Source organism: Enteractinococcus fodinae, assembly GCF_031458395.1.
GTDB classification, from domain to species: Bacteria; Actinomycetota; Actinomycetes; order Actinomycetales; family Micrococcaceae; genus Yaniella; species Yaniella fodinae.
This window is the reverse complement of record NZ_JAVDYJ010000001.1, coordinates 2,596,370-2,620,905: the sequence shown is the minus strand read 5'-3', so window position 1 is coordinate 2,620,905 and position 24,536 is coordinate 2,596,370. Positions and strand designations below refer to the sequence as shown.

Annotated in this window: 25 protein-coding genes and 1 tRNA gene; 14 read left to right on the top strand and 12 right to left on the bottom strand. The window is 59.9% G+C overall.

Features of this window, described 5'->3' with window-relative positions; all coding sequences use genetic code 11:
- Positions 1–36 precede the first annotated feature (36 nt).
- Together J2S62_RS12250 and J2S62_RS12245 are read left to right on the top strand one after the other, a co-directional pair.
- Positions 37–567 (top strand): peptidylprolyl isomerase, encoded by a 531-nt coding sequence (locus J2S62_RS12250; protein WP_310175141.1) that lies wholly within the window; start codon positions 37–39, stop codon positions 565–567.
- A gap of 13 nt (positions 568–580) precedes the next feature.
- Positions 581–1,555, top strand: coding sequence for a rhomboid family intramembrane serine protease (locus tag J2S62_RS12245; protein ID WP_310175139.1), 975 nt, complete (start codon positions 581–583; stop codon positions 1,553–1,555).
- A 161-nt stretch (positions 1,556–1,716) separates the two neighbouring features.
- Here the strand turns inward: J2S62_RS12245 and J2S62_RS12240 are convergent, their stop codons facing one another.
- Entirely contained in the window at positions 1,717–1,983 is a 267-nt protein-coding gene (locus J2S62_RS12240; RefSeq protein ID WP_310175137.1) for a cell division protein CrgA, read from the bottom strand.
- A 96-nt stretch (positions 1,984–2,079) separates the two neighbouring features.
- Between J2S62_RS12240 and J2S62_RS12235 the strand changes: the two genes are divergently transcribed.
- From J2S62_RS12235 to J2S62_RS12225, 3 genes are read left to right on the top strand one after another with little or no spacing between them, the layout of a single operon-like run.
- Positions 2,080–2,850, top strand: a complete 771-nt coding sequence (locus tag J2S62_RS12235) for a class E sortase (protein ID WP_310175134.1) — start codon at positions 2,080–2,082, stop codon at positions 2,848–2,850.
- A gap of 1 nt (position 2,851) precedes the next feature.
- Positions 2,852–3,028: a hypothetical protein gene (locus J2S62_RS12230; protein WP_310175132.1), complete on the top strand. Its 177-nt coding sequence runs from the start codon at positions 2,852–2,854 to the stop codon at positions 3,026–3,028.
- Positions 3,029–3,082: 54 nt separating this feature from the next.
- Entirely contained in the window at positions 3,083–4,177 is a 1,095-nt protein-coding gene (locus J2S62_RS12225; RefSeq protein WP_310175130.1) for an LLM class flavin-dependent oxidoreductase, read from the top strand.
- Between the two features lie 81 nt (positions 4,178–4,258).
- On the opposite strand, the gene pknB is transcribed toward J2S62_RS12225, so the two are convergent.
- The 7 genes from pknB to J2S62_RS12190 form a co-directional block, all read right to left on the bottom strand.
- On the bottom strand, positions 4,259–6,238 hold the full coding sequence (gene pknB, locus J2S62_RS12220; RefSeq protein ID WP_310175127.1) for a Stk1 family PASTA domain-containing Ser/Thr kinase: 1,980 nt from the start codon (positions 6,236–6,238) through the stop codon (positions 4,259–4,261).
- An 85-nt stretch (positions 6,239–6,323) separates the two neighbouring features.
- Positions 6,324–8,102 carry a protein kinase domain-containing protein gene (locus J2S62_RS12215; RefSeq protein ID WP_310175125.1) on the bottom strand — a complete coding sequence of 593 codons (1,779 nt, stop codon included), beginning with the start codon at positions 8,100–8,102 and terminating at the stop codon, positions 6,324–6,326.
- On the bottom strand, positions 8,099–9,547 hold the full coding sequence (locus J2S62_RS12210) for a penicillin-binding transpeptidase domain-containing protein (RefSeq protein WP_310175123.1): 1,449 nt from the start codon (positions 9,545–9,547) through the stop codon (positions 8,099–8,101). Before J2S62_RS12210 ends, J2S62_RS12215 begins: the two co-directional genes overlap by 4 nt.
- Entirely contained in the window at positions 9,547–10,971 is a 1,425-nt protein-coding gene (locus J2S62_RS12205) for an FtsW/RodA/SpoVE family cell cycle protein (RefSeq protein ID WP_310175120.1), read from the bottom strand. Before J2S62_RS12205 ends, J2S62_RS12210 begins: the two co-directional genes overlap by 1 nt.
- Positions 10,971–12,422 (bottom strand): PP2C family protein-serine/threonine phosphatase, encoded by a 1,452-nt coding sequence (locus tag J2S62_RS12200; protein WP_310175118.1) that lies wholly within the window; start codon positions 12,420–12,422, stop codon positions 10,971–10,973. The genes J2S62_RS12205 and J2S62_RS12200 overlap by 1 nt, the downstream gene beginning before the upstream one ends.
- A gap of 2 nt (positions 12,423–12,424) precedes the next feature.
- Positions 12,425–12,916 carry an FHA domain-containing protein FhaB/FipA gene (locus J2S62_RS12195; protein WP_310175116.1) on the bottom strand — a complete coding sequence of 164 codons (492 nt, stop codon included), beginning with the start codon at positions 12,914–12,916 and terminating at the stop codon, positions 12,425–12,427.
- A 3-nt stretch (positions 12,917–12,919) separates the two neighbouring features.
- Positions 12,920–13,708: a DUF3662 and FHA domain-containing protein gene (locus J2S62_RS12190; RefSeq protein WP_310175114.1), complete on the bottom strand. Its 789-nt coding sequence runs from the start codon at positions 13,706–13,708 to the stop codon at positions 12,920–12,922.
- 243 nt (positions 13,709–13,951) lie between these two features.
- Between J2S62_RS12190 and J2S62_RS12185 the strand changes: the two genes are divergently transcribed.
- Positions 13,952–14,035, top strand: a tRNA-Leu gene (locus tag J2S62_RS12185).
- A 252-nt stretch (positions 14,036–14,287) separates the two neighbouring features.
- Positions 14,288–14,587 (top strand): hypothetical protein, encoded by a 300-nt coding sequence (locus J2S62_RS12180; RefSeq protein ID WP_310175112.1) that lies wholly within the window; start codon positions 14,288–14,290, stop codon positions 14,585–14,587.
- Between the two features lie 25 nt (positions 14,588–14,612).
- On the opposite strand, the gene J2S62_RS12175 is transcribed toward J2S62_RS12180, so the two are convergent.
- The 3 genes from J2S62_RS12175 to J2S62_RS12165 are packed head-to-tail and all read right to left on the bottom strand — an operon-like array spanning position 14,613 to position 16,262.
- Positions 14,613–14,948: a spore germination protein GerW family protein gene (locus J2S62_RS12175; RefSeq protein WP_310175110.1), complete on the bottom strand. Its 336-nt coding sequence runs from the start codon at positions 14,946–14,948 to the stop codon at positions 14,613–14,615.
- A gap of 33 nt (positions 14,949–14,981) precedes the next feature.
- Positions 14,982–15,626 carry a cyclase family protein gene (locus J2S62_RS12170; protein ID WP_310175108.1) on the bottom strand — a complete coding sequence of 215 codons (645 nt, stop codon included), beginning with the start codon at positions 15,624–15,626 and terminating at the stop codon, positions 14,982–14,984.
- A 60-nt stretch (positions 15,627–15,686) separates the two neighbouring features.
- Positions 15,687–16,262, bottom strand: a complete 576-nt coding sequence (locus tag J2S62_RS12165; protein WP_310175105.1) for a TetR/AcrR family transcriptional regulator — start codon at positions 16,260–16,262, stop codon at positions 15,687–15,689.
- Between the two features lie 82 nt (positions 16,263–16,344).
- Between J2S62_RS12165 and J2S62_RS12160 the strand changes: the two genes are divergently transcribed.
- From J2S62_RS12160 to J2S62_RS12150, 3 genes are all read left to right on the top strand, one after another.
- Entirely contained in the window at positions 16,345–16,755 is a 411-nt protein-coding gene (locus J2S62_RS12160; protein WP_310175103.1) for a hypothetical protein, read from the top strand.
- A gap of 125 nt (positions 16,756–16,880) precedes the next feature.
- Positions 16,881–17,870 carry an LLM class flavin-dependent oxidoreductase gene (locus tag J2S62_RS12155; RefSeq protein WP_310175101.1) on the top strand — a complete coding sequence of 330 codons (990 nt, stop codon included), beginning with the start codon at positions 16,881–16,883 and terminating at the stop codon, positions 17,868–17,870.
- A gap of 25 nt (positions 17,871–17,895) precedes the next feature.
- On the top strand, positions 17,896–18,444 hold the full coding sequence (locus tag J2S62_RS12150) for a pyridoxamine 5'-phosphate oxidase family protein (RefSeq protein WP_310175100.1): 549 nt from the start codon (positions 17,896–17,898) through the stop codon (positions 18,442–18,444).
- Here the strand turns inward: J2S62_RS12150 and J2S62_RS12145 are convergent, their stop codons facing one another.
- Complete coding sequence (locus tag J2S62_RS12145) at positions 18,445–19,671, bottom strand: winged helix-turn-helix domain-containing protein (RefSeq protein ID WP_310175098.1); 1,227 nt, start codon at positions 19,669–19,671, stop codon at positions 18,445–18,447. It lies immediately after the preceding gene.
- A 181-nt stretch (positions 19,672–19,852) separates the two neighbouring features.
- Between J2S62_RS12145 and J2S62_RS12140 the strand changes: the two genes are divergently transcribed.
- From J2S62_RS12140 to J2S62_RS12125, 4 genes are all read left to right on the top strand, one after another.
- Positions 19,853–20,938, top strand: coding sequence for a YkvI family membrane protein (locus J2S62_RS12140; RefSeq protein ID WP_310175096.1), 1,086 nt, complete (start codon positions 19,853–19,855; stop codon positions 20,936–20,938).
- Between the two features lie 149 nt (positions 20,939–21,087).
- The gene (chrA, locus tag J2S62_RS12135; protein ID WP_310175877.1) at positions 21,088–22,296 is read left to right on the top strand and encodes a chromate efflux transporter; all 1,209 of its coding nucleotides are present in this window, start codon (positions 21,088–21,090) and stop codon (positions 22,294–22,296) included.
- Between the two features lie 204 nt (positions 22,297–22,500).
- Entirely contained in the window at positions 22,501–23,988 is a 1,488-nt protein-coding gene (locus J2S62_RS12130; RefSeq protein ID WP_407649978.1) for a DEAD/DEAH box helicase, read from the top strand.
- Positions 23,989–24,062: 74 nt separating this feature from the next.
- Positions 24,063–24,533: an SRPBCC family protein gene (locus tag J2S62_RS12125; protein WP_310175094.1), complete on the top strand. Its 471-nt coding sequence runs from the start codon at positions 24,063–24,065 to the stop codon at positions 24,531–24,533.
- The last annotated feature ends 3 nt before the right edge of the window (positions 24,534–24,536 follow it).

Sequence of the window (24,536 nt, the reverse complement as noted above, 5' to 3'; positions counted from 1 at the left end):
TGTGCCTTGCCCCCAGATAATGCGAGAATGGCGATCATGAGTATTGCTACACATAAAGCTGTCATCAAAACCAACCGCGGCGACATCACTGTGGATCTGTTCCGCAACCATGCGCCCAAGACCGTGGATAACTTCGTCGGTCTCGCGACCGGTCAGAAAGAGTGGACCGATCCGGCCAGCGGCGAGAAGAAGAACGGTGTTGCCCTCTACGACGGCACCATCTTCCACCGCATCATCGCCGACTTCATGATCCAAGGTGGCGACCCACTCGGACGCGGTATCGGCGGCCCCGGGTACCAGTTCGAAGATGAATTCCATCCAGAACTCGACTTCAACGAGCCCTACAAACTGGCTATGGCCAACGCCGGTCCAGGCACCAACGGCTCCCAGTTCTTCATCACTTCGGTTCCGACTCCGCACTTGCAGAACCGTCACACCATCTTCGGTGAAGTCACTGACGAAGATTCCCAGAAGGTCGTCGATGAACTCAACTCCGTCCCAACCGGTCCACAGGACCGTCCAGTCAACGACGTAGTCATCGAAACGATCGAAATCACCGAACTCTAAAGAAAGCCCCCATATGTCATCCGGTCCCTCGTTTGGTGCCTATCACGACCCCTCGGCAGAACAGCCGGTGTGTCCCAGGCACCCGGACCGGGTGACATATGTTCGGTGCCAACGGTGCAACCGTCCGGTCTGCACCGACTGTCAACGCCCCTCCCAGGTAGGCGTCTTATGCGTTGACTGCGTCAAAGAACACCAGCGCTCTTTACCACGTGAACAGCGCGCCCCGCGTTTTACGAATCGACACGGCCAAGCCGTTCCGCTGGCCACCTACATCATTATCGGGATTACCGCCCTGGTGTATGCGCTGCAGTGGGCAGGGCAACTCATCCCAGGTTTTCCCGATGTCTATAACTTATTTCTCTATTCACCGCTCCACACCTCGTGGGTCGCCCTCGAGCTCTCGCAACTGACCGGCCAATCGCTGTTTCAGCCCTGGCGGATGCTGACCTCGGCATTAGTGCACTCGATGGCCACCCCGTTGCATCTGCTGCTGAACATGGCCGTGCTATGGCTCATTGGTCGGCAAATTGAACAATTCTTAGGTGCAGCAAAATTCGTTGCCCTGTACGTGCTGTCAGCCTTCGGGGGAGCGGTGGCAGTCCTGTTCCTCGCTGCCCCCAACTCCGCGGTCGTCGGTGCCTCGGGCGCGGTCTACGGCCTGTTTGCAGCACTGTGGATGATCGGTCGCCGACTGGGTGCTGACACTCGCGGTATCACCGTGCTGATTGTTATCAACTTCGCGTTTTCTTTCATCGGCGCTGGCATATCCTGGCAGGGCCATCTCGGCGGATTCCTGACTGGCCTGGCCGCATCCACGCCTGTGGTGCTAGCCGATAAAAAGCTTGCCTCGGCCGGTTCTACTCCCGAAACCCGCAAGCGTGCCAACCGGCGCACCTGGCTGGGACTGGGGCTCGTCGCGATCCTACTGATCGCGCTCACATTCCTCGGTGGGCTGCTCATCGATAGCCAGGCTGTGCTGGGCCGGTAGACTCTGTGGATTTCCCACAGTTGTCCACCGCTTCTCCACATTGTATCCACAAATTCTGTGGATAACTTAGCGCGCCAGCATCTATCCCCAAAGTTATCCACAGGTTTATTCACAATGTGGAGAATTACATGTGTGTAACTTGGGGACGGCTTGTGGGAAACCTAGCGCCAGCGGGTCATCATGATGAACCCGATCATGGCTAAACCGAACCCAACGATGATGTTCCAGCCACCAATACCTGGGATAGGCCACTGGCCGCCCGGCGCCAGATAGAACACCATGATCCAGACCAGTCCTACGATCAGCAGGCCGAACATCACGGCTTTGTACCATGTCGGCAAGGGTTGCGGCTGATCGTCTGCGGCCATCAGCTCGGCGTCAAGATCAGACTGTTGCGTACGAGACGGGCGCTTCTTCGATGATGCCAATGGATATCCTGTTCGACAAGGGGCGTATACTACTGTCAGTATTCTACGTGCACCCGTAAGGTGCCGCAGCGTATCTTGAGTTGGAGGAACCGCCGAGTGTCAGAAGTCGGTTATCAGCCGCTGTCTCGTCGGCAGCAGCGCCAGCGAGACAACCGGCGCAAACGTCCTCCGCGTCCCACTTTTCTTGGTGTCCTGGGCGAAGTGCTGATCACCGCAGGTCTGTTCGTCCTGCTATTTGTGGTGTGGGAGTTGTACTGGACTAATCTGGGTGCCAATCGTGAGGCTCAAGCCCACCGCCAGGTCATCATCGAGTCATTTGACGAGCACTATAGTGGATTCGACGGCTCCGGGGCGGACCCGGCTGTACCGGGCACACCCGGGGAAGCGTGGGGACTGCTATATATTCCACGCTTTGGTGCCGACTACTCGGTGCCCGTCCTCGACGGCACTGGTCCCGAGATCGACTCTGCCGTCTTAGGTCGCTACGATAATGCTCCCGGACCGGGTGAAGACGGCAACCTCGGGCTCGCCGGGCACCGCCAGACCTATGGGGCGGTGCTGTGGGATATGGACACCTTGCAAGAAGGCGACCGAATGTACCTGCAAACTGCCAACGGGTGGTGGGTCTATGAGACGCGGCAGGTGCACATCGTTGAACCCACCGCGGTCGAAGTGCTCGATCCCAACCCAATGAATCCCGGCGGTCCGGCCGACGGCCAGTGGCTTACGCTCACCACCTGCCATCCGCCGTATACGGTGTTGGAGCGTATGATCACCCACGCTGAGCAAGTCGATTTTGTCCCGCTTCATGAGGGGCCACCGGCCGAAATCGCCGACTCCGTCCACAGCATGACTGAGGGGGCATAGCGTGTACGCCTGGTTATTTTATGTCTTACCCGGCCCAACCTGGTTCCGATGGCTTCTGGTACTGGGCCTGTTGGCTGGTGTCATCGTGGTGCTTATGGAATTCGTCTACCCGTGGATCGCCGAGTTCGGGTTTTTCTCCGACGCCACGCTGGATACCGGCGCCTCACCCAGCGAATAACCGGTAGTTCAGATTTGAAGGAATGTTTCCGCGAGTCGAACGGTTGATGTTGTTATGACTACTTCTGTACCAACTCCAAATCCATCTCATCACCTCGCTGAATCCCTGCCCGATGGGGCCGTTGAATTCGGGCTGCACACCTTCGGCGATATCACCCAAGACGTTGAAGGCACCCGCGTGCTGAGCCATCCCGAAGTTCTGCGAAATGTGGTGGCTGAAGGCGTACTCGCCGACCAGGTCGGCGTCGATGTCATTGGCGTCGGTGAACACCACCGCCCTGACTATTCGGTGTCGGCTCCCGATGTGGTCCTCACCGGAATCGGTGCCCAAACCGAACGCATCAAATTAATCTCGGCGGTGACCGTGTTGTCCTCCGATGATCCGGTGCGAGTCTTCCAACGCTTTGCAACGCTTGATGGCATCACGTCTGGTCGCGCGGAAGTGTCGCTGGGCCGAGGCAGCTTCATCGAATCCTTCCCACTGTTTGGCTATGACCTGAAAGACTACGAAGTCTTATTCGAAGAAAAACTCGAGCTCTTTGATCTCATTCGACGCGAGGAACCCGTCAGCTGGTCGGGCACCACCCGGGCACCGCTGGACAATTACTCGATTTTCCCCACGACAGCACACGAGCACGGTCTACCCACCTGGGTCGCGGTCGGTGGTTCACCACAGTCTGTCGTCCGTGCCGCAAAGTACGGCATGGGACTCGAACTAGCAATCATCGGTGGCGCTCCACAGCGGTTCGCTCCGCTGGTCAAGCTTTTCCACGAGCACATTGAACAAAACGGCTTCGATCCCCGGCGTGTGGCGGTGCACTCGCATGGTTTCGTCGCGGAAACCGACGAACTGGCTATGGAACGCTACTATCCGTATTGGCACAACTCCATGTCGGTGCTGGGCGCGGAACGCGGTTGGCCCTCGCCGACACCCGACCAGTTCGCCCAAGAAGTGCGCCAGGGTGCGCTGCACCTAGGTTCCCCTGAGACGGTGGCCCGCAAGATCGCCAACACGGTCCAGACCCTGGGCGCGACCCGGTTTGGGATGAAATACGGCAACGGCCGGTTACCACACGAGTACATGATGGATTCCATTGAGCTGTATGGTTCCAGGGTCATCCCCATGGTTCGTGAGATGCTGGCCGAATAGCAGGCCTCACAACGAACAAAGTGCCCGCCACTCAGTGAAGAGGCGGGCACTTTTCGTTAAGATGCGGCAGGGCAGGTGGAGTTAGTCGTTACCTCGACCGCGTCCACGGTTCCAGTCACGGACTTGCTCGTGGCCCTCTTCGTGAATCCCGCCATGCGGAGGTCCACCAGCTTCATTATCCTCATCATCCGTGTTGTCTTCATCAGGTGATGGGGAATCTTCGGTTGCTTCCTCATCGGCTTCTTCGTCACTGTTTTCCTCATCCGGGGATGGGGAGTCAGTTTCTTCCGGCTCTTCTTCCTCTACGGGTGTCTGAGCAATGTTGACCTCGATTGTGTTGCCCTGGGCGATCGAGCTTCCTGGGTCAGGGTTTTGAGCGAAGACCCTGCCCTCTTCCTCGTCGGCTTCCATCACGTTCACGCTGAGATTGAGGCCAAGGCCGCTGAGGGCTTCTTGTGCCTGATTTTCGGTCAGCCCGCGCAGGTCAGGTACTTCAACTTCGCCCGAGGACATCTTCAGAGCCACCGTGGAACCGTGGGGAACTGTCGAGCCAAGGGCAGGGTTGGTATCAACCAGGCGGTCGCGTGGAATCGTCGCAGAGTTCATGTATGACACGTCAGAAACGGTCAGTCCGAGGTCTTCGAGGGTATCGCGTACCGTCGCTTCGGAGGCGCCTTGCAGGGACTCGGGGATCTCAACTTGATCAGGTCCCAGCGAGATGTTCAGGGTTATCTCGTCGTAACGTTCCATGGTCGTACCGGAGTCTGGCTCGGTACCGATCGCGTGATCTCGTTCGATGTCATCGCTGTGTTCGTACTCTAAGATCGGCCGTAACCCTGCGGTTGTCAGCGCGTTCTGGGCTTCAGTTTCGGGCATGCCGGACACGTCTGGCACATCAACTTGGTTTTCCTCGATGCGGCGCTGTTCGGCCTCATTCCAGAACCACCACCCGGCAAACGCGCCACCACCCAAAAGTAGGATCAGCAGCAGGGCAATTAACCATCCGCGGCGGCGTTTCTTGGGTGGTTTGGCTTCGGCTGCTTCGAACTGGCCGGTCCGCTCGTAGGACTCGGGTAGCTCTTCACGGGGTTCAAAGATCGAGTCGTCTTGGGCCGAAATTGACCCCATCGCCTGGGTCGGTTCCGCATCGGCGGGGATCACGGCCGGTGGAATAACCGTCGTGGACGCATCTTCGGATACTGGCACACCATCGTAGTGCGCGGACCGAAGCGCGGTCAGGAATTCTTTGCCTGTTTGGAAGCGGTCGTTCTTGTCCTTGGCTAAAGATTTTTTCAGCACCGAATCCAGTGCCGGTGTGATGTCTGGGTTCAGTGAGGTCGCCGCGGGCGGTTCCTCACGGACGTGCTGGTAGGCAACGGCGACCGGCGAGTCACCAACAAACGGTGGGCGACCGGTCAGCAGTTCAAAGAGCAAACACCCAACCGAGTAAAGGTCTGACCGGAAATCAACGGTCTCGCCGCGGGCTTGTTCAGGGGATAGATACTGTGCGGTGCCAACCACGGCCTGGGTCTGGGTCATCGTCGCCGATGAATCCGATAGCGCCCGGGCGATGCCGAAGTCCATGACCTTGACGGTGCCGGCTTCATCAACCATGACGTTGCCGGGCTTGATATCGCGGTGCACAATGTCGTTTTCGTGCGAGTACGCGACTGCCCCGAGGACCCCTTCGGTCCACTCGACGGCCTGGTCGATGCTGACATCGTCCTTACGCAACAGTGCGCGCAGGGTGTCGCCGTTCACGTATTCCATGACCATGTAGGGCAGTGCCAGCCCGGCGTGTTCGCCGTTGGGTGGGATTTCTTCCTCACCCGTGTCGAAGACTGCCACGATATTGGGATGATTGAGCGCAGCCGAGGCATGGGCTTCACGTTGGAAACGCGTTTGGAACTGTGGGTCGCGGGCCAGGTCGGGGCGCATCATCTTGATGGCGACGGCACGACCTAGTCGGACGTCACGTCCAAGGTAGACGTCCGCCATCCCGCCGCGGCCAATTAGCTCGCCGACTTCATAACGCTCATTGATAACTCGTTGTTGTGACACGGTTTTCCTTAGCGGACGCTATGCAGCATTTTCATGTGCCGCGAGGGTCCGAGGATAGAACAGTACATGTTTCATTAGATTTCTTTTAGTCTTCGGTGGGATCGTTGTCTGGCGATTCTGCAGGCACAGACTGCGTAGTGACCTCGTCTGCATTATTTGTCCCAGGATCCGGTTCGGGATCAGGGTCAGCATCTGGATCAGGGTCGGGGTCAGGATCTGGCTCGGGCTGCTGAGGTGCTGGCTCTTGGGTCGTCTGGGTCGGAGCTGGTTGTTGGGTCGTCGGCGGTGCTTGTTGTTGCGTGGTGGGCGCTGGTTCAGGTGCCGGCGCGGGCGCCTGAGTGGTTGGCTGGGGAGCCGGAGCTTGCGTGGTCGGCGCTGGTTCTGGCTCAGGTTCTGGTTCAGGAGCGGGGTCTTCCCCGGTGCCATCAGAGAAACTCACCCGGATCTCCGAGCCTTCTTCGACCTCACCGGTCGGGCTCAGCGCCAACACGGTGCCTGCCGGTTCAGTGTCCTGGCGCTCGACCCGGTCGACGGTGAAACCGAGTTCTTCGAGTTCTTCTTCGACCTCGTCAATGTCACGACCGAGGTAGTCGTCGGCGTCGAGCTCCACAGTCGCGACGGTCTCGGTGGGTTCAGGCTCGGGTTCTTCATCAGAGCCCAACGAGGCGGCCCAAAAGCCGATTCCGGTCAGCAACGCCAGGATGAGCACACCGATAATCGGCCAGAACCACGGGCTGCGTTTCTTCTCGCCATCCTCGGCATGAGAGCCGGTTGCTTCGTTCTCGTCGTAGGCACCGGCTTCTTCATCAGGCAGTGCGCTGGCGCTGAGTTCACTGGACTGCGCAGTCAGATCGGTCGGTGTGACCGGAAGCGCTGCGGTGGAATCCGAGACCTCGGTCGGCATATCAGACATGACCTGGGTCGCGTCGGGGTCAGCCGCGCTTTGGAATTCTTGCGTATTGATGACCTGGGTGGCATCAGAATCAAAGCCGCCGGAGGTGATGAACGGGACCATGCCGGGCACCGCGTTGATCGCGGCTTGGGTGTCTTGACGGCGCAACGCTTCGGCTGCGGTGGCGAGTTTATCTGCGTCGGCCGGCCGGTCCTCGGCTTCTTTGGACAGCATCGACATGATCAGCGCGCGCACCGGTTCGGGAATCGATTCCGGCAGTTCCGGTGGGTCATCGTTGACTTGGGCCAGGGCAATCGCGATCTGAGACTCGCCGGTAAAGGGCCGGTGGCCGGCTAAGCTTTCGTAACCGATGATGCCCAAGGAGTAGATATCGGAGGACCCGGTGGCTTGTTGGCCGGTGGCTTGTTCTGGTGCCAGGTACTGGGCGGTCCCCATGACCTGGCCGGTGGCGGTGAGTGGGACTTGGTCGGCGAGGCGGGCGATACCGAAGTCGGTGACTTTGACGCGGTTTTTCGCGTCGATCAACAGGTTGCCGGGTTTCACATCGCGGTGGACCAGCCCTTGGGCGTGGGCGGCGGACAGCGCGCGGGCGGTTTGGGCGATGATCGACAGGGTGCGGTCGGGTGAGAGGACTTTTTCGCGGTCGAGAATAGCGCTGAGCGGATCCCCGGGGACCAGCTCCATAACCAAATAGCCGGAGCCTTCTTCTTCGCCGTAGTCAAAGACGTTGGCCACGCCGGGGTGGTTGAGCAGGGCGGTGTGTTGGGCTTCGGCACGGAAACGGCGCAGGAAATTGGGGTCCCCGGTGTATTCTTCCTTCAAAATTTTGATGGCGATGATCCGGCCGAGCACGGTGTCGCGTGCCTTCCAGACCTCGCCCATGCCACCGATGGCGATCCGATCGGTCAGTTCGTATCGGCCGCCTAGCGTCATTCCCGATATTGGTCTCACTGTTCGACCACCGCCTCCACGATTGTCTTAAGGTTCGTCGCGGTGAGCTGGCTGCCCACCGAGTAATCCGTGTTTTGATATACCAGGGTGACGGCCACCTGGGGGTCATCTGCGGGTGCGAACCCGGTGATCCACGAGTTCACCTTGCCGGTCTCGCCGATATCGGCGGTACCGGTTTTCGCGGCGATCGGGATCGAGGAACGCGCCGGCATGGCGGTACCCGATTGGACCACTTCCAGCATCATCGTTGTCATATCCTCGGCGACATCCGGAGTGATCGCTTCTGAATACACTTCGGGCTGGGTTTCTTCTAGCACGTTAAGATCCGGTCCGCGCACGGTGTCGACCAGTTGCGGGTGCATGACGGTCCCATCGTTGGCGATCCCGGCGGCGACCATATTCATTTGCAACGCGGTGGCACGAACGTCGACCTGACCCAGCACCGACTGCGCCAGGGTTGCATCGTGGATGTCTTCGGTAGGGAAGTGCGACGCGGTGACCGACAGCGGAATGTTGATCGAGTCGTCGTTGAAGCCGAAGCGTTCGGCGACATCAAGGATGGCGTCTTGGCCCAGGTCCATCGCGGCTTGCGAGAACGGGGTGTTACAGGACTGGGCGAAAATCCACGTGAAGTCGGCCGAATCGCGCCGATCACAGATCCCGCCCCGGAAGTTTGAGATGGTGTTATTGGTTTGCGGCAGGGGCAGTTCGTTGGGCACCGGGATGGAACCACCGGGGGAGTACTCGCCGGACTCGAGCATCGCGATGGCGTCAATCAGTTTGAAGGTCGAACCGGGTTGGGCGATATCGTAGGTCGGCCGGTTCTGATATGGCGACACCCCGGACTCGACGATCTCGTCCATGTTTTCTGAGGCCTGCGTGGTCGAGTGCACGGCCAGCAGGTTGGTGTCGTAGCTTGGGCGCGCGACCATCGCCAGGATCCGTCCGGTATCGGGCTCGGAGACAACCACCGACCCCTCAATGCCTTCGGGGAGCGCGTTGTATGCGACTTCTTGAAGTTGCGGGTCGATGGTCAGTTCAACGGATGCGCCGGGGTTTTCGGCACCGGTGAAAGTTTGGCGTAGGCGTTCGATAAAGAGGTCGTCTGCGGAGCCGGACAACCAGTCATTGAGGCGTTGTTCCAACCCGGTTTGGCCGTAGGCCAGGGAGTAGAACCCGGTCAGCCCCGAATACAGGTTGGGATCGTGATACACCCGCTGGTAGTCAAAGCTCGTGGATTCGCTTGGCACGGACTCAGCGATCGGGTCCCCATCGACCAAGATTGGTCCGCGTGGGCCACCGAATTGCTTGTAGAGTTCCCGCGAGTTGGCTTCGTGGGTGCGTAAGTCGTCGGCGCCAATGACTTGGACGTAGCTGGCGGCCCCGACGAGTACGAGGAACGCGGCGACGATACCAAACCAGGCGTATCGGATGGATTCATTCACTAGCGTTCACCCGCCTCTACTGGTTGTCCCGGTACTGATGTGCCCGCCCCAAAGCCCGAGGCGTTGACCATGGGGCCGGCCTGCATTGGGCGGTTGGCGGTGTGCGAAATTAATAACACTAGCCCGATAATCATCCAGTTGGCTAACAGTGACGAGCCACCCGCGGCCATGAACGGGGTGGTGAGTCCGGTCAGTGGAATGACGCGCAATACCCCGCCGACAACCACGAAAATTTGGATCGCCATGGCGCAGCCCAGCCCGGCGGCGAGCAGTTTGCCGAAGGCGTCGCGGGCTGACAGGCCGATACGCATAATGCGAGTAATCAGGACGAAGAAGATCAACAAAATGGCGGTCAATCCGACCAGGCCGAGCTCTTCACCAAAGGACGCGATGATCATGTCGGAGTTGGCCGCGAACACGAGATCCGGGCGGCCTTCGCCAAGCCCAGAGCCAAATAATCCGCCCGAAGCCAGCCCGAACAGGCCTTGGACGACTTGGTGGGAGCCGTGCTCGGCGTAGATCATGTCCATATCGAACGCGTTGAGCCACCCGTCAATGCGTGCTTGGACGTGTGGGAATAGGTTGAAGGCGATAATACCGCCGGCTCCGACCGCGAGGAGTCCCAGGATGATCCAGGATAAACGTGCGGTGGCCAGGTAAATCATGGCCATGAAGAGTCCGAAGAACAACACTGCTGAGCCGAGGTCACGTTGGAAAATCAACACGCCCATGGACACCAGCCAGGCCACGACCAGCGGGCCAAGATCTTGCAGCCGTGGGAAGCTTAGCGGGCCGAGCTTCCGACCCGCTAACAGGATCAGATCGCGGTTGGCGCTCAGGTAGGAGGCAAAGAAGATGGCCAGGGTCAGTTTGGCGACTTCACCGGGCTGGAACGACCCAATCCCTAGGTTCACCCAAATGCGGGCACCATAGATCTCCATGCCGATGAACGGCAAAAACGGCAGGACCAGTAAGATCGCCGAGGCCAAGAGCCACACGTAGGTGAAGCGGCGCATGTGCCGGTAGTCGATGATGAACCAGACCAGCGCCATCGAAATGATGATCGACAAGGCCGTCCACAACAACTGATTATTGGCCGCACTCCCACCCGGGGGGACCAGGTCAAGCCGGTGAATCATCGCCAGCCCCAACCCGTTGAGCGACAGGGCTAACGGCATGATGTACTGATCTGACCAGGGGGCTCGCAGGCGCAATACGAGATGGAAGGCGATCGCCAGGGCGGCCATGACCCCCAGTTGGATCCAGTAGTGGGTCTCCAGGGGCTGATCCATCCCTAACCCGGACAGCATGTAAGCACCTGAACCGATGGCCACAGCCATGACCAGCAGTATCAGTTCAGTGATACGCAGTGGCTTTTTGACCGGCTGGTCTTCGGTTTCGACGGCGTCAAGAGTGTGGGCCATTACGGGTTGCCTCCTGTGGCACCTGCGGCTGCACCAGCAATGGAAGCCGATGTGGTGACGCCGTTGGATGCCAGTGGAATATTGGAGTCATCAGGCTGATCGGTGGGGGAGACCGGCGGGGCTTCAGGGATCAGGGCGGTTTCGAGATCCATCAGGATCTCGCGGGCATGGTTGAGATCCTGGGCGGGCAGCCCGGCTTCGACACGTTGCCGGCTGTATCCGGGCAACCGGGATAGCGGAATTTCCGTGGCCTCTTCGACCGAGGACAGCTCGAGCGGTCCGAGCGATTGTGGCACACCCTGATAGATGGCCACCCGGTCGTCAACCGAGCCGACATAGTATTGACCGCGAATCCAGAGAAATCCGACGGCAAGGGACGTGGCAAATAAGATCAAAAAGACCCCGACCATGGTCAGCAGCGGCCATGTGCGTCGACCGGTGGGTACGGCGTCTTCGTCGAGCTCGGAGGCGCCGGCGGGTTCGGGTGCTGCCGCATCTGAGGCGCCGTGCAGGAGTGCGGCGGCGCGCTTTTGCGATGAAGAGCGGGTGACAATCGGGATTTGGTCGGTGTCGGTGGCCAACTCGGCCGCACCCACCAATAGGTGGGGTCGTGAACCGAGGTCAGCGCGCAGCAGGGCGGCTGATACGGATTCACCGTCGCTTGCTTGACTGACTTCACGAGCCGATTCGGCGAGCTCTTCTGCGCGCGGCGGGTCTTCGACGGTGACTTGGGCTTCCGCAGTTTCAAAAACCACGATCGTCACATTGTCGGGGGCGCCGCGGTTCAGGGTCTCATCCACCAGGTCCCGGCAGATGTCATCCAGGGGCTTATCCGCCCGAAGCAGGGTTTCGATCGTGGCATCATCCACCACCGCGTTGAGGCCATCGGAACACAGCAACCAGCGTTCACCGGGTTGGGTTTCGAAGGTGGCAACATCGAGTTCCGGGGAAGCATCAACATCACCCAGCACCCGCATCAACACGTTCTTGTGCGGGTGAGATTCGGCGTCTTCTGGTTTGATACGCCCTTCATCGATGAGCCGCTGCACGAAGGTGTGATCGGCCGAAAGTTGTTCGAAGACATCGTTTTTGACGCGATAGGCCCGCGAGTCACCGATGTGGGCCATGTGCAACAGATTGTTGTCGACCAGGACGGCGGTACAGGTGGTGCCCATCCCGGCGAGTTTGGGGTTGTCATGCACCAGGTCGTTGAGAATCAGGTTCGCCGATTGGATTTCATCGGCTAAGACGGTTTGCGGATCCGACAGATCGTTGCGGTCTAAGGGAGCCAGGTCGAGCACGACCGAGGCTGACGCCACGTCACCACCGACGTGGCCGCCCATCCCGTCAGCCACCACGGCTAAGTACCGACCGACGTAGGCCGAGTCATCGTTTTTTGAGCGCACTCGTCCCACGTCAGAGCGCGCGGCGAAGTTCAGCTCTAGAGCCATAGTTATGCCCTGAGCTCCATGACAGTCTTACCAATGCGCACCGGCACATTGGGTTCAAGGGCCATCGTCCGGGTCAATTGGTTACCGTGAACGAAGGTCCCATTGGTTGAGCCCAGGTCTTCTAGGAACCACCGACTGCCCTGCGGGAACAGTCGCGCGTGGCGGCCCGAGGCGTAGTCATCTTCCAGCACGAGTCCGGCATCCTGGGCGCGCCCGATCAACAAGGGTTGACCGTTGAGCGGAATCGTCCGGCCTGCCAGGGGCCCTTCCGTGACGACGAGCTTGCTGGCTAACGCGCGAGTGGGCGGTGGTGGCGTATCGGTGGAAACGTTGGAGGGCTGTTCGGATTTCTCTGGTTTCTTTTTGCGCTTGGTCAAGCGCGCAGGCCGGGCAATCTGCAGCGACCGGCCCTGTGAGGTAATTACGGAGAACACAAAGATCCACAGTAGGGCGAGCAGCCCAAACCGCAGCGCAGTTATCGCCAATTCGCTCACGGGCTACCTCCGTGCCTGGGTTGAAGTGTCTGGGGCGAGGCGGAACACGATGGTTGTTCGACCGGCGGTAATAATATCACCGTGGTGCAAATCTACCGAGTTGCCTGCCTTTTGCCCGTTGAGATAAAACCCGTTGGTGGAGCCGAGATCTAAAGCGGAGACGCGGTCTCCTGCGATCTGGATTTCCAGGTGTCGGCGAGACATCCCGGGATCTGCCACCGTGATATCGACATCCGCTGAGCGGCCGATGACCGCTGAGGAGGAATTGATCGCGTAACGCGTGCCTTCGATCTCTAATACTGGACGCCAGGTGGTGCGATCGACTTGTACATTGGGGTCCGTCATTTCAGCCGGCGGAGTCACCGCGGGGGAACTGACTTCTTTGTCCGGTGAGTACGAGATGGGTTGACCGGGATCGACATCATCGGCGGTCTCAATGGTTGAAGTAATCTCCATGTCGCCGCGCTCGAGCTGGTCGTCGGCGACGAACGTGACGCGCACCGGACCCGACAGGGAATAGCCCTGCACCGAGGCGTGGCGGATTGCTTCGTCGCATAATTCTTCAGCCAACGCTCGACCCCACTGCTGAACTTGTGGGAAGTCCTGTTCCGAAAAGGCGATCGTGTACACGTTGGGGACCAGCGTGCGTTGCTCGGAGATCGTGGCGGCGCGATGGTCCATTTCCAGGCGCATCGCATTGGTCACTTCTACGGGCTTAATCTTTTTGGAGCCACCGGCCGAAAAGATTTTGCGCACGGTGCGTTCGAGAAGGTTCTCTAAACCATCCAACATGCCCACTCCGGCACTCCTTTCAGCGTGGCCAGAACGGCTCACTGGTAAATATCCCAGAGTAGTTCTGTCCCGGGAAATTGTCACATGCAGTTACATTTTTGCACATCGGGCCCGGCAATACACGAAGCGCGATGTCAGAACCGGATCGGCAGCCCTTGGATTCCCTTGATTAGCATTCAAGCCGCTGTTGTGTTTATACTATAGATCGTGCTTCTAGCAGATGCTGGTGAGCATAGGTCATTCGCGCGAGTGGCGGAATTGGTAGACGCGCTGGCTTCAGGTGCCAGTGTCTTCACGGACGTGGGGGTTCAAGTCCCCCCTCGCGCACAAATTTCCTCAAGACACTATCGGTGACGGGGATGGTGGAAGCTCCGAAGTTTTTCTTCGGAGCTTTTGTCGTTTCTGACTACCAGCTCTTTTGTTCAGCGACCTGTCAGTGGGGTCGCCCAACGGTCACGTGCAAAGCCCTTGAAATGCGCCGCCAACCGACGTATGTTTATGGCACTCATGAGGGATTGCACCCATATATAAGGTATGGCCTTACTCGGTGTATGCGTGCGATGAGTTGAAGGATGCGCCATGACGGCTTCGACACCAACAGGATCCCGAATTCGACGCTGGTATGGGATCGCCGCGGCAGGCGCCCTGACAGTTACTGTCATTTTTGCGACCGTCGGTGACGGCGTGGATGTTCCGGAAGCTACGGGTCTGCGCAGTGTCGTTATTGGCTTTGGCCACACGTTGGTCTGGGCGCTGCTGACGGTTGCTTTGCTGATCGCAGCCATCCGCGGGCAGTGGTCTACACCGTCCCAAATCTTCGCCGTGGCGGCCGCCCTGAGTTACGGCCTGTTTCTATTTGCCGTATTTCTGTGGCCATAGACCTCAGTGTGACACGGACCAGCGATTAGCGTTTCGCCGCCTTAATAATTCTTCCCGCAGCCCATCCGGCAACGCCAATAAAGGGAATCGAAACGGCTATCAAGGCGACCGGATTTGGCTCGAACCGGGTCTTCCCATTGCGGGTGATGTACGCTCCGACCGGAACAGACATGCCCCCTCCGCCACCGCCGGATCCTTCGTTGTGCTCACCTTCGGCAACGCCTTCACCAGCGCCAAAGCCATAGCTTGCAGCCGCAACCGGCACGATGGTGGTGCCGGCGATTTCAATGGGTTCACCGTAGGCAAGTTTCACCCCGGTGTTGGTAAAACTGTCCGCTAATTCTTTTGCAATGTTAGCCATGTGCCGATTTTATCGCCGCCCGGAACGAGGCTGCTAGGGGTAGCTCGCAATTGCCCGAACCGGTGAGCCATCGAGTCCCGCCAGCGGCAGCGGAAGAATGGTCATCTCCACGCGTTCTGGCAGCTGCTGAAGGCCGGTGAGATTTTCCACGATGATCCCGTCCTGCCCTAACCAGAATTCATGCACCGGTGCGCTCAAAGTGCTGTGCGTCGGGTCCGGGCTGAACATATCCACTCCTAAGACCCGCGCGCCCTTGTCCCACAGCGCTTCGACCAGTTCAAGTTCGAGGTACGGGTGGTGCTCATAGACGGGCTCATGAAAGTATCGGTCCCACCCGGTGGCGATACAGACAATGTTAGGAAGCTGCGCTGGTATCGGCGCCAGATCGGAGAGCCCGAGGGGTTGATCGCGGAGCGCTGCTGTTTCGTTTGATCGCGTATGCAACACATAGGCCGTGCCCTGCAATGCAGCCAGATTCAACTGGTCGACCGTGCGCCCTCCGGCGATCATATGCGAGGGAGCATCCAGGTGAGTGCCGGTGTGAGAACCAAATCGCAGGGCTGACACATTAGCGCCGTCATCGGCAAGCGTGGCTGCCGGGGCGAAAGCAACGGTGGGGTCACCGGGATACACGGGCATGCCAGGGGTCATCGGGTGGCTCAGGTCTACTAGTGGCAAGCTCAACCTCTCGTAAGTTTGATGCGTCAATATGTCGATGTGGGACAGTTGCAACGCCTATCAGTGTCTGAATAATGATGTCGAGGCGCGTAAGGCTGCAACGAAGGCTTGTTCCCGATTGTCGCTATCGTTCGGTGGTGTCGTGAAACCACTGAGTTCCAGGGTCACCAGACCGTGAATATAGGCCCATAAACGATAAGCCCTGCTCTGCGCTTGGGGTGGGCTGCATTGGGCGGCGCGTGCAACAGCATCGACGAGCATGTCGAAGGTTGCTGCGCTGCGTTCGGGCGTGGAGGACCCGAGGGTGTTGTTGAACATCACGCGATAAAAATGCGGGTTCTCTAATGCGTTGATTCGGTAGGAGCGGCCTAACGCGAGCAGATCGGCGTCGGGGTCGTCGGTGTGGGGCACGGCACGAAGGTGCGCGGCGAAGCGTTGAAAACCCTCTGTGACGACGGCGTCGATGAGCGCTTCACGACCGCCAAAGAGTGAATAGATGGCCGTGGTCGTGGTGTTTGCTGTTGTGGCGGCTTTCCGCATGGATAACGCGTCAACGCCCTGTTGGGCAATAATTTCAGAAGCCGCTTCTAACAGGCGACGGCGTACCGTGTCGTCGTGGGTTTTTGGGCGAGCCATTTTTCGAGTCTATAGTACTGCCGCAGGTTTCATAACAGCGTTATAATTCGTGTATCGAACGCTTCACCCCGAGGGGGTCCCCATGTTTGAGATCTCGCCTGCAGCACAGACCACCGCTGGGATCGTGCTCCTCGCCGCGATCACGGTCGCCAGTGGCGGATGGCTATTGCTGCAAATCTTGCGTGGCAGTGTCGCCGCCACGGATTTTCAAAAGGCGTTCTATCGCGCCGGACACGCACACGCCGGTGTGCTGATTACCCTCGGATTAGTATGTCTCCTCTTAACAGAGACCACCTCGCTGACCGACGGGTGGTTGTGGCTGAGCCGCACCGGAGTGCTCATCGCCGCCATTCTGATGCCGGCAGGGTTCTTCTTCTCGGCCATGGGCGCTGGTCGAACCTCACCGAGCCGCTGGATTGTTCTGCTCTGGGTGGGAGTGGTCTTTTTGGTCGCTGGACTGGCCACGTGCGGCGTCGGATTAATCCTTGCTTAGCCGAGAGCGGCAACGTATGACGGGGAAGGTCACCCTCGATGCGAGCCAGTGGCGAGGCCAGCTAGGCTGCGAGGAGTACCTCATACGGCGCATGGGTGTGTGCCCACGAAAGGAAAACTCCGACCTTGTCTGTACCGCTAAGTATTCTCGATCTCGTCTCCATCTCTGAAGGCTCGACGGCCCGCGACGCCATTGAGGCCTCGATGAACTCGGCACGGCTCGCCGATGAGTGGGGTTATCGCCGGATCTGGTTCGCTGAACACCACAACACGCCCAACCTGGCGGCCAGCTCGACCGCGCTGCTGATCTCCCAGGCCGCCCAGTGCACCGACAAGATTCGCCTTGGTTCCGGTGGGGTCATGTTGCCCAACCATGCGCCCCTGATGGTTGCCGAACAATACGGAACCCTGGCCAATATGCACGGCAACCGGATCGATCTGGGTCTGGGGCGCGCACCGGGTACCGACATGATGACCGCCCAAGCCTTGAGCCGTTCCTCTGCCGAACCGCAACAGTTCGCCCAGCACATCTATGACCTGCAGGGCTGGTTTGCCGAAGATGGCACGGCCTATAGCATGCCTATTGTTTCCGCCGTATCAGCGGGTACCAACGTGCCCATCTGGGTGCTGGGTTCCACGGTCAATGGGGCCTCCATTGCTGGCCAACTCGGGCTACCGTTTTCGGTGGCCTCGCACTTTGCCCCCGATCAGCTGGATCAGGCCATTCAGGTCTACCGCGACGCCTTCAACCCCGCGGCCCCTACAGCGGAACTTGAGGAGCCGTACGTGATGGCGGGCATCAATGTCATGGTGGCCGACAACGACGACGAAGCACAACGAGAGTTCACCGTCGTCGAGCAGATGTTCCAAGACATTCAGACCGGCCAACGCCGGCTGCTGCAGCCTCCACTGAACGCCGAGCAATTCAGCGCTCGCGGTCCGGCAGATCATGCGATGCTTCGGATGAAAGCGGTGGGTACCCCGCACACCGTAAAACAGGAACTCGAAGCATTCGTCGAACGGACCGGTGCGGACGAACTGATCACCGTGACTTATGCGTATGATCCGGCAGTGCGCGATCGCTCGTATGAGCTCCTCGCCGAGACCTGGTTCTAACTGGCGCGTCTATAGAGAGTTATCCATGGACCATCAGGATCTGCTGGCATCGATTTGGGAATCGCTGCGTGCTGCCACGACACAGCGGACCGGGTTCACCCTGGCAACGTTGGCGACCGTGACCGCAGCGGGACAGCCCCGTGCTCGGTCGGTGATTATCCGTGACTTCGCCACCGACCCGGAACGGGTGTACTTCGCGACCCACACTGCTTCAGACAAGCTCCCTGAAATGCTGGCCCGTCCTACCGTCGCGCTGATGTTCTATGATGCGGCGACATCGGTGCAGTTGCGCGCCGAAGGGCAAGCCCAGATCATCGAGGATCCCGCCGAGCGCCACCGCGTGTGGGACACGTTGGCACCGCACAGCCGGGAACTCTATGCACCGACTGCGCCGCCGGGCACCCCGTTGGAGACCGCTGATGCCCCAGATGCGCGCACCGCATTTGAACGGTTCGCCTGGATCAGCATCCGACTGGACCGCCTCGACTGGTTAGATCTGGCAACTGACCCACATCAGCGGTGGCAGTTCCAGCGAACGGGTACTACCTGGACTGGGCACCCGGTGGTCCCTTAGTTACTCAAGGGCCGCGGACAGCTCGCCAGTGAGATCGCCGGGGGCGTGATCCTCAACGGCCACCTCACCGGCACCCAGCCACGTGGCCATGGTGGACAGTTCAGCGGCGAGCGCTTGGCTGATCGCCCCGCGATCGGGCCAGGGCGTTTGGTCCCCAGCATCTGTCCGGGGTTCTTCGGAAAATGCTGAACGAACGAGCAGCTGGTTGTGGGAACGGTCGTGTTTGAGATCGAGCCGCGCGACCAGGTGTTCGCCGAGTACAAACGGCAGCACGTAGTACCCGTATTGGCGTTTGTGCGCTGGCGTGTAAATTTCTAACCGGTAGTGCATGCCAAAGAGCTCCAGGAGTCGTCGCCGTTCAAACACCAGTGGGTCAAATGGCGCCAGCAGTGCTTGAGCATCAACCGTGCGAGGCACTCGCGCCCCGGCGTGCATCCATGTTGGGCGCTGCCAGCCGGTCACTTCAACCGGAATGACTTCGCCTACGGCTTCCAGCTCGCCTAGGGCGCGGGCGGTGTCGCGCTGGGGGAATCGGAAGTAGTCGGCAAAGCAGCGCACCGTGCCGATCCCGTGTGCTCGCACTGCGATCCGCACTAGCTCTCGGATCGCGTCTTCTTTGGGACAGTCCAGCGTTTCGCGGATGGCTGGCGGCACGACGCGTTCGGTGAGATCAAAGACGCGCTCAAATTGCGCATTGCGACGAGCCGGGGTGAATGTTCCGGCATCGAAGAGTAACTCGGAGGCGGTTTTTGCTGGACTCCACGACCAACCCCAGTGCCCTTCGGGTCGGCGGGCCTGATCGCGGTGCACAAACGCTTCGATTTCGCGGCTGGTCAGCGGCCCATGTTCGGTCGCGATCTCACGTACCAAGCTCAACAGGCCGGGCTGTTTTGCCTCAAAAGCTACCGGATCCATCCGCGACCAGCGTCGCCGATTCCAGGTCAGCAACGGGAACGTGGTGGCTGGCACAAAGGAGGCTTCGTGCGCCCACGTTTCAAGAATGCGCCGCGGCGCGTGCCCGGTGGCCCGTTCCAACAGTGTGGTGTCATAAGGACCCAAGCGAGCAAATAACGGCAGTAAGTGGGCCCGGGCCAGCACATTGACCGAATCGATTTGTAACAGCCCGATCCGTTTGATCGTGTCGGTCAGATGTCGCAGCGTGACTGTGGCGGGCCGTGCACGTTCTAAGCCTTGAGCGGCAATCGCGACGCGACGGGCTTGACTCAAGCTCAATCTCCGAACCACCGGTTTACTCCTAGCGCTGTGCGGCTAAAATCCTGGTTGCATGCTAGCTGACCGGTGACACGCTGGAAACACTTGGAGGATGCCGACCGCCGGAGAGGTAACTCACCGACCGGTTAGGGTAGGAGAGCACAGTTTGCCCCGTTCAGCATCCAAGGAAGACCCGTTGAGAGACACGCTTCGCATCGCGGGAGTGTATATCGGCACGATTATCGGCGCCGGGTACGCTTCAGGCCAGGAAATTTTACAGTTTTTCACCGGCTACGGTTGGTGGGGAATCCTTGGCACCCTGGTATCTATGGTCATGTACCCGCTGCTGGGGTACTACCTGATTGTGCTCGGTAAACGGGTCCAAGCCCGGTCGCACAAAAGCGTGATTTACCATATTTGCGGCAAATACTTAGGGGCCGTCATCGACGTGCTCTTAGCATTTTTCCTCTTTGGGGTCGGCGTCATTATGATCGCCGGTGCCGGGTCACTCTTTCACCAACAGTTCGGCATTGAACCGGTGATCGGGTATGTGCTCATGACCGTGCTGGTGATCCTCGCCCTATTATTGAGTCTGCGCCGGGTACTCAATGTCATCAGCAGTCTTGCCCCCTTCGCATTTGTCCTGGTGATCGTGCTGGCCGGATATGCCGCTCTCACCGCCGACACCACGGGTGTTGATCTGGAAGCCGTGGCAGCTACCCAGGACCAGTTGGCCTCACCGCACTGGTTGCTGTCGGCATTTTTGCACGTGTCCTTTAATGTCACCATCACCGTCAGTATCATGGCGATGATTGGAGCCACCGAAAAGAACTACCGGGCAGCCAAACGTGGTGCTGTACTGGGCGGCCTCGCACTAGGCGCGATCGCTTTGGTTATCAACCTGGCGATGTACCTCAACATCGATGACCTGGTCGGCACGGATATGCCGATGCTGATGCTGGCCACCGAAATCCATCCGGGTGTCGGCGTGGCGATGGCCGTCGTGCTGCTGGCAATGATCTTCAATACGGCAGTCCCGATGTTCTACTCGTTCACCGCACGGTTCTTTACGGTCGAAACCAAGCACTTCCGCATCGCCGCCGTGGTGGTTGGGCTTGTGGCCTTCGGGTTCGGCTTCATTGGGTTCACCGAATTGGTGGGCACCGTCTACCCCTTGTTGGGCTATATGGGCTTCATCATTTTCGCTGCCATGGCACTCAACCTCATCCGCTATACGCGCCGCTCGAAGACCGCCCCCACCGCGGTTTCGCACGACTCGTAGCAGCCCTGCCCGGTGCGGAGACGTGAACACTCGGGGACGGGGCAGTAAACGTTGCGGTGTTACCGGCTCAAGTGCTTGCTCGACGGTCTGGGTTCATTAGGCTAGGGCACGTGCATGAACCCACCGACGCGGCAACCACCAAGGACACCATGACAGCATCCGGCCCGACTGAGGTCTTTCGCGCCTTCCTCAAGCTCGGCGTGACCTCCTTTGGCGGACCGGCCGCGCATCTGGGCTACTTCCGAGATGAGCTGGTCCATCGTCGGGGCTGGGTGACCGACCAGCAATACGGTCAGCTCGTGGCGCTGTGTCAGTTTCTGCCCGGCCCGGCTTCCAGCCAGGTCGGGTTTGCCTTAGGCCTGATACGCGGCGGATACCTCGGGGCCTTCGCCGCGTGGTTCGCCTTCACCGTGCCGTCCGCGGTGCTGCTGGTGCTGTTTGCGATGGGAGCGGTGGCCCTTTATGGACCCGTGGGCCAGGGGCTACTGCTGGGGCTCAAGGCCGTGGCCGTCGCCGTGGTCGCGCACGCCGTATGGGGCATGGCCAAAACGCTCACCCCGGATCTACGCCGCATCATCATCGGCTGCGGTGCGCTCGCGCTCGCATTATTTGTACCCGGTACCGCTGGCCAATTGTTGGCGATCATCACCGGGCTGGCCCTTGGCATGCTGGTGTGCCGACGGGTTGTCTCCACAGACCAACAACCCTTATCGGTCCGGGTATCCAAGCGCGTCGGGATCAGCTGCGCGGTGGTGTTCGGGTTGCTGCTGGCCGGTCTGCCGCTGCTGGTGGCAGCAACGAACAACGCCTGGGTTGCCATGACCGATGCGTTCTACCGCGCCGGTGCGCTAGTGTTCGGCGGCGGACACGTGGTGTTACCGTTATTACAAGGCGAACCAGCCATTACCTCGTCGGTGACCCAAGATCAGTTCTTGGCCGGTTACGGTGCCGCGCAAGCCGTCCCGGGCCCCTTATTTACCTTTGCGGCCTTCCTCGGCTTCGAAATGGGGGATGGCGCCACCGCGTGGATCTCAGCGGCGGTGGCCCTGGTGGCGGTCTTTGTGCCCGGTCTGCTGCTGTTGCTAGCCGTGCTGCCGTTTTGGAATGCGGTCCGCAATAACACCACGGTGGCCGCGGCAATGGCCGGCGCCAACGCAGCGGTCGTCGGGGTTCTGGCCGCAGCGTTGATCACCCCGATCATCACCTCAGGGATCACCGGCATCGCAGCCCTGGTCATCGCGCTGGGGTGTTTCGCACTGTTGCAGTTTGCCAAACTGCCCGCCTGGGCCGTGGTGCTGATTGGTGCGGTGGCCGGCTTGCTCGCCAGTGTCACCGGACTGGGTGTGACCTGGGGCTAAAAACAATTGGTCGAGGGCTGGTGTGTGGGCTGGGTTTTCGCGGCGTTTCGTCGTTTGCTGGTGTCGTAGCGTAGACTGTGATGAGCCAGCCGGTCAGGAACTGCCTTTCCGGTGCCGTCCAGTACCGCGTTGAGGGACTTTTGTATGGTCGCTCCGCCTGTGCCAGGGTCGGGTCTTTCTTTCCCGAACGGAATCATTTTTTACGTGACTTCAATTCATCATGCCGCCCAAACCGGCGGTTCTTCCACCGTGCCTTCTTCCAGCGCCACACCAGCAGCCAACGGCTTTCTCCCGCTGGGTGTGCCCACAAAACTGGCCGAAACACTAGCACGCCAAGACATTACGAACCCCACCCCGATTCAGGCAGCCACGCTGCCCGACTCGCTTGCTGGGCGCGATGTGCTGGGCCGTGGCCGCACCGGATCCGGTAAATCCTATGCATTCTTGCTTCCCACCGCAGCACGACTGAGCGACGGACAACGCGCCGCCAGCCGCCGTCCTCGCGCGCTGGTCTTAGCACCAACCCGCGAGCTTGCACTGCAGCTTGCCGAAGCCGTTGAACCACTCAGCCAGGCCACCGGGCTGAGCACCGCCACCGTGTTTGGTGGCGTGGGCCAAAACCCGCAGGTCAGGAAACTCCAGCGCGGCGTTGACGTGCTGGTCGCCTGCCCGGGCCGACTCCTGGACCTGATGGGTCAAGGCCACGCCGACCTGTCAGACATCGAAATTCTCGTCATTGACGAAGCCGACCACATGGCCGACATGGGCTTTTTGCCCATGGTTCGCCGTATTCTGGACCAGGTTCCCGCGAACGCGCAGAAGATGCTGTTCTCCGCGACCCTGGACGCCGGTGTGGGTGTGCTCGTCAAGCGCTACCTGAAAAACCCGGTCGTGCACGAAGCCGACTCCGCAGCCTCACCGGTTGCGAAAATGGATCACCACGTCATCGTCGTAGATGCCGATGATCGTGTTGAGACCTTGGCGAAGATGACCGCCGCCGAAGGTCGCACCATTGTGTTTACCCGCACCAAACACGGCGCCAAGCGCACGGCCAAACAATTGCGTCAGCGCGGGGTCACCGCGTTGGAACTGCACGGCAACCTGTCACAGAACGCCCGGACCAGGAACCTCCAGGCCTTCCACGACGGTGCCGCCGGCACGCTGGTCGCCACCGATATCGCAGCCCGCGGGATCCACGTCGACGACGTAGAACTCGTCATCCATGCTGATCCACCGGCAGAACACAAAGCCTATTTGCACCGCTCGGGCCGGACCGCACGCGCCGGCCAGGCCGGGACCGTTATCACGTTGGCGACCACCGATCTGCAACACGAAGTCCGTCACCTGATGAAGGCCGCCAAGATCAGCCCTACCGTCCATAGTGATGGCGCCAACGACGAGCTGCTCGATGAACTGGTTCCCGGACCACGACGGTTCCATTCCCAGGCTGAGGTCGACAAACTGCTTGGCGTCTCCACCCCGGTGCCAGATCAGCGCCAGAGACGCGGCAAATCTCGCAATGGGCGAGGTCGCGGTCGCAATGAGGGACAGCGCAGCGGGCACAGCCCACGCAGCAGCTCCCGCAATAGCGACTCGCCACGCTCAAATGCTCGCGCGGGTGCCGGTGGCGGACGGCCACAAAGCAACCGACGCGGCAACCGTCGGGCATCCTCGGGACAGACCAGCCGCTAAGCTTCACCAACCACGCTTTCACTCGTGCACCTGACCTCTAGACGAGGCCGGGCACGAGTGGAAGAGTGGAGTCCATGAGTGAACAACGTATTGTGAGCGCTGAGCGCCACGTCTCTGCCCCAGCCGAAGTGATTTTCAAACTGATCGCCGACCCGGTACGGCAGCCCGAATGGGACGGCAACGATAATTTATCGCACGCCGACCAGGGCCAACGTATCACCGCGGTGGATCAGAGCTTCACCATGGAGCTGACCAACGGGCAAACCCGTACGAACCATGTGATTGAGTTCGAAGAAGGTCGGCGCATCGCCTGGAAACCCGCCCCCGTGGGCGAAGAACCCCGCGGTCACATCTGGCGGTGGGAACTTGAACCCGTCGATGACGTCACCACCTTGGTCCGGCACACCTATGACTGGACCGACCTGACGGACGAAACGCGATTTGAACGCGCCCGATCCTATACCGAAGAGGCACTGGCCGCATCGGTCGAAAAACTCGCTGACCTCGCCGAAGGTGTCGCCTCCGGCGCTGAAGTCACCGACTAACAC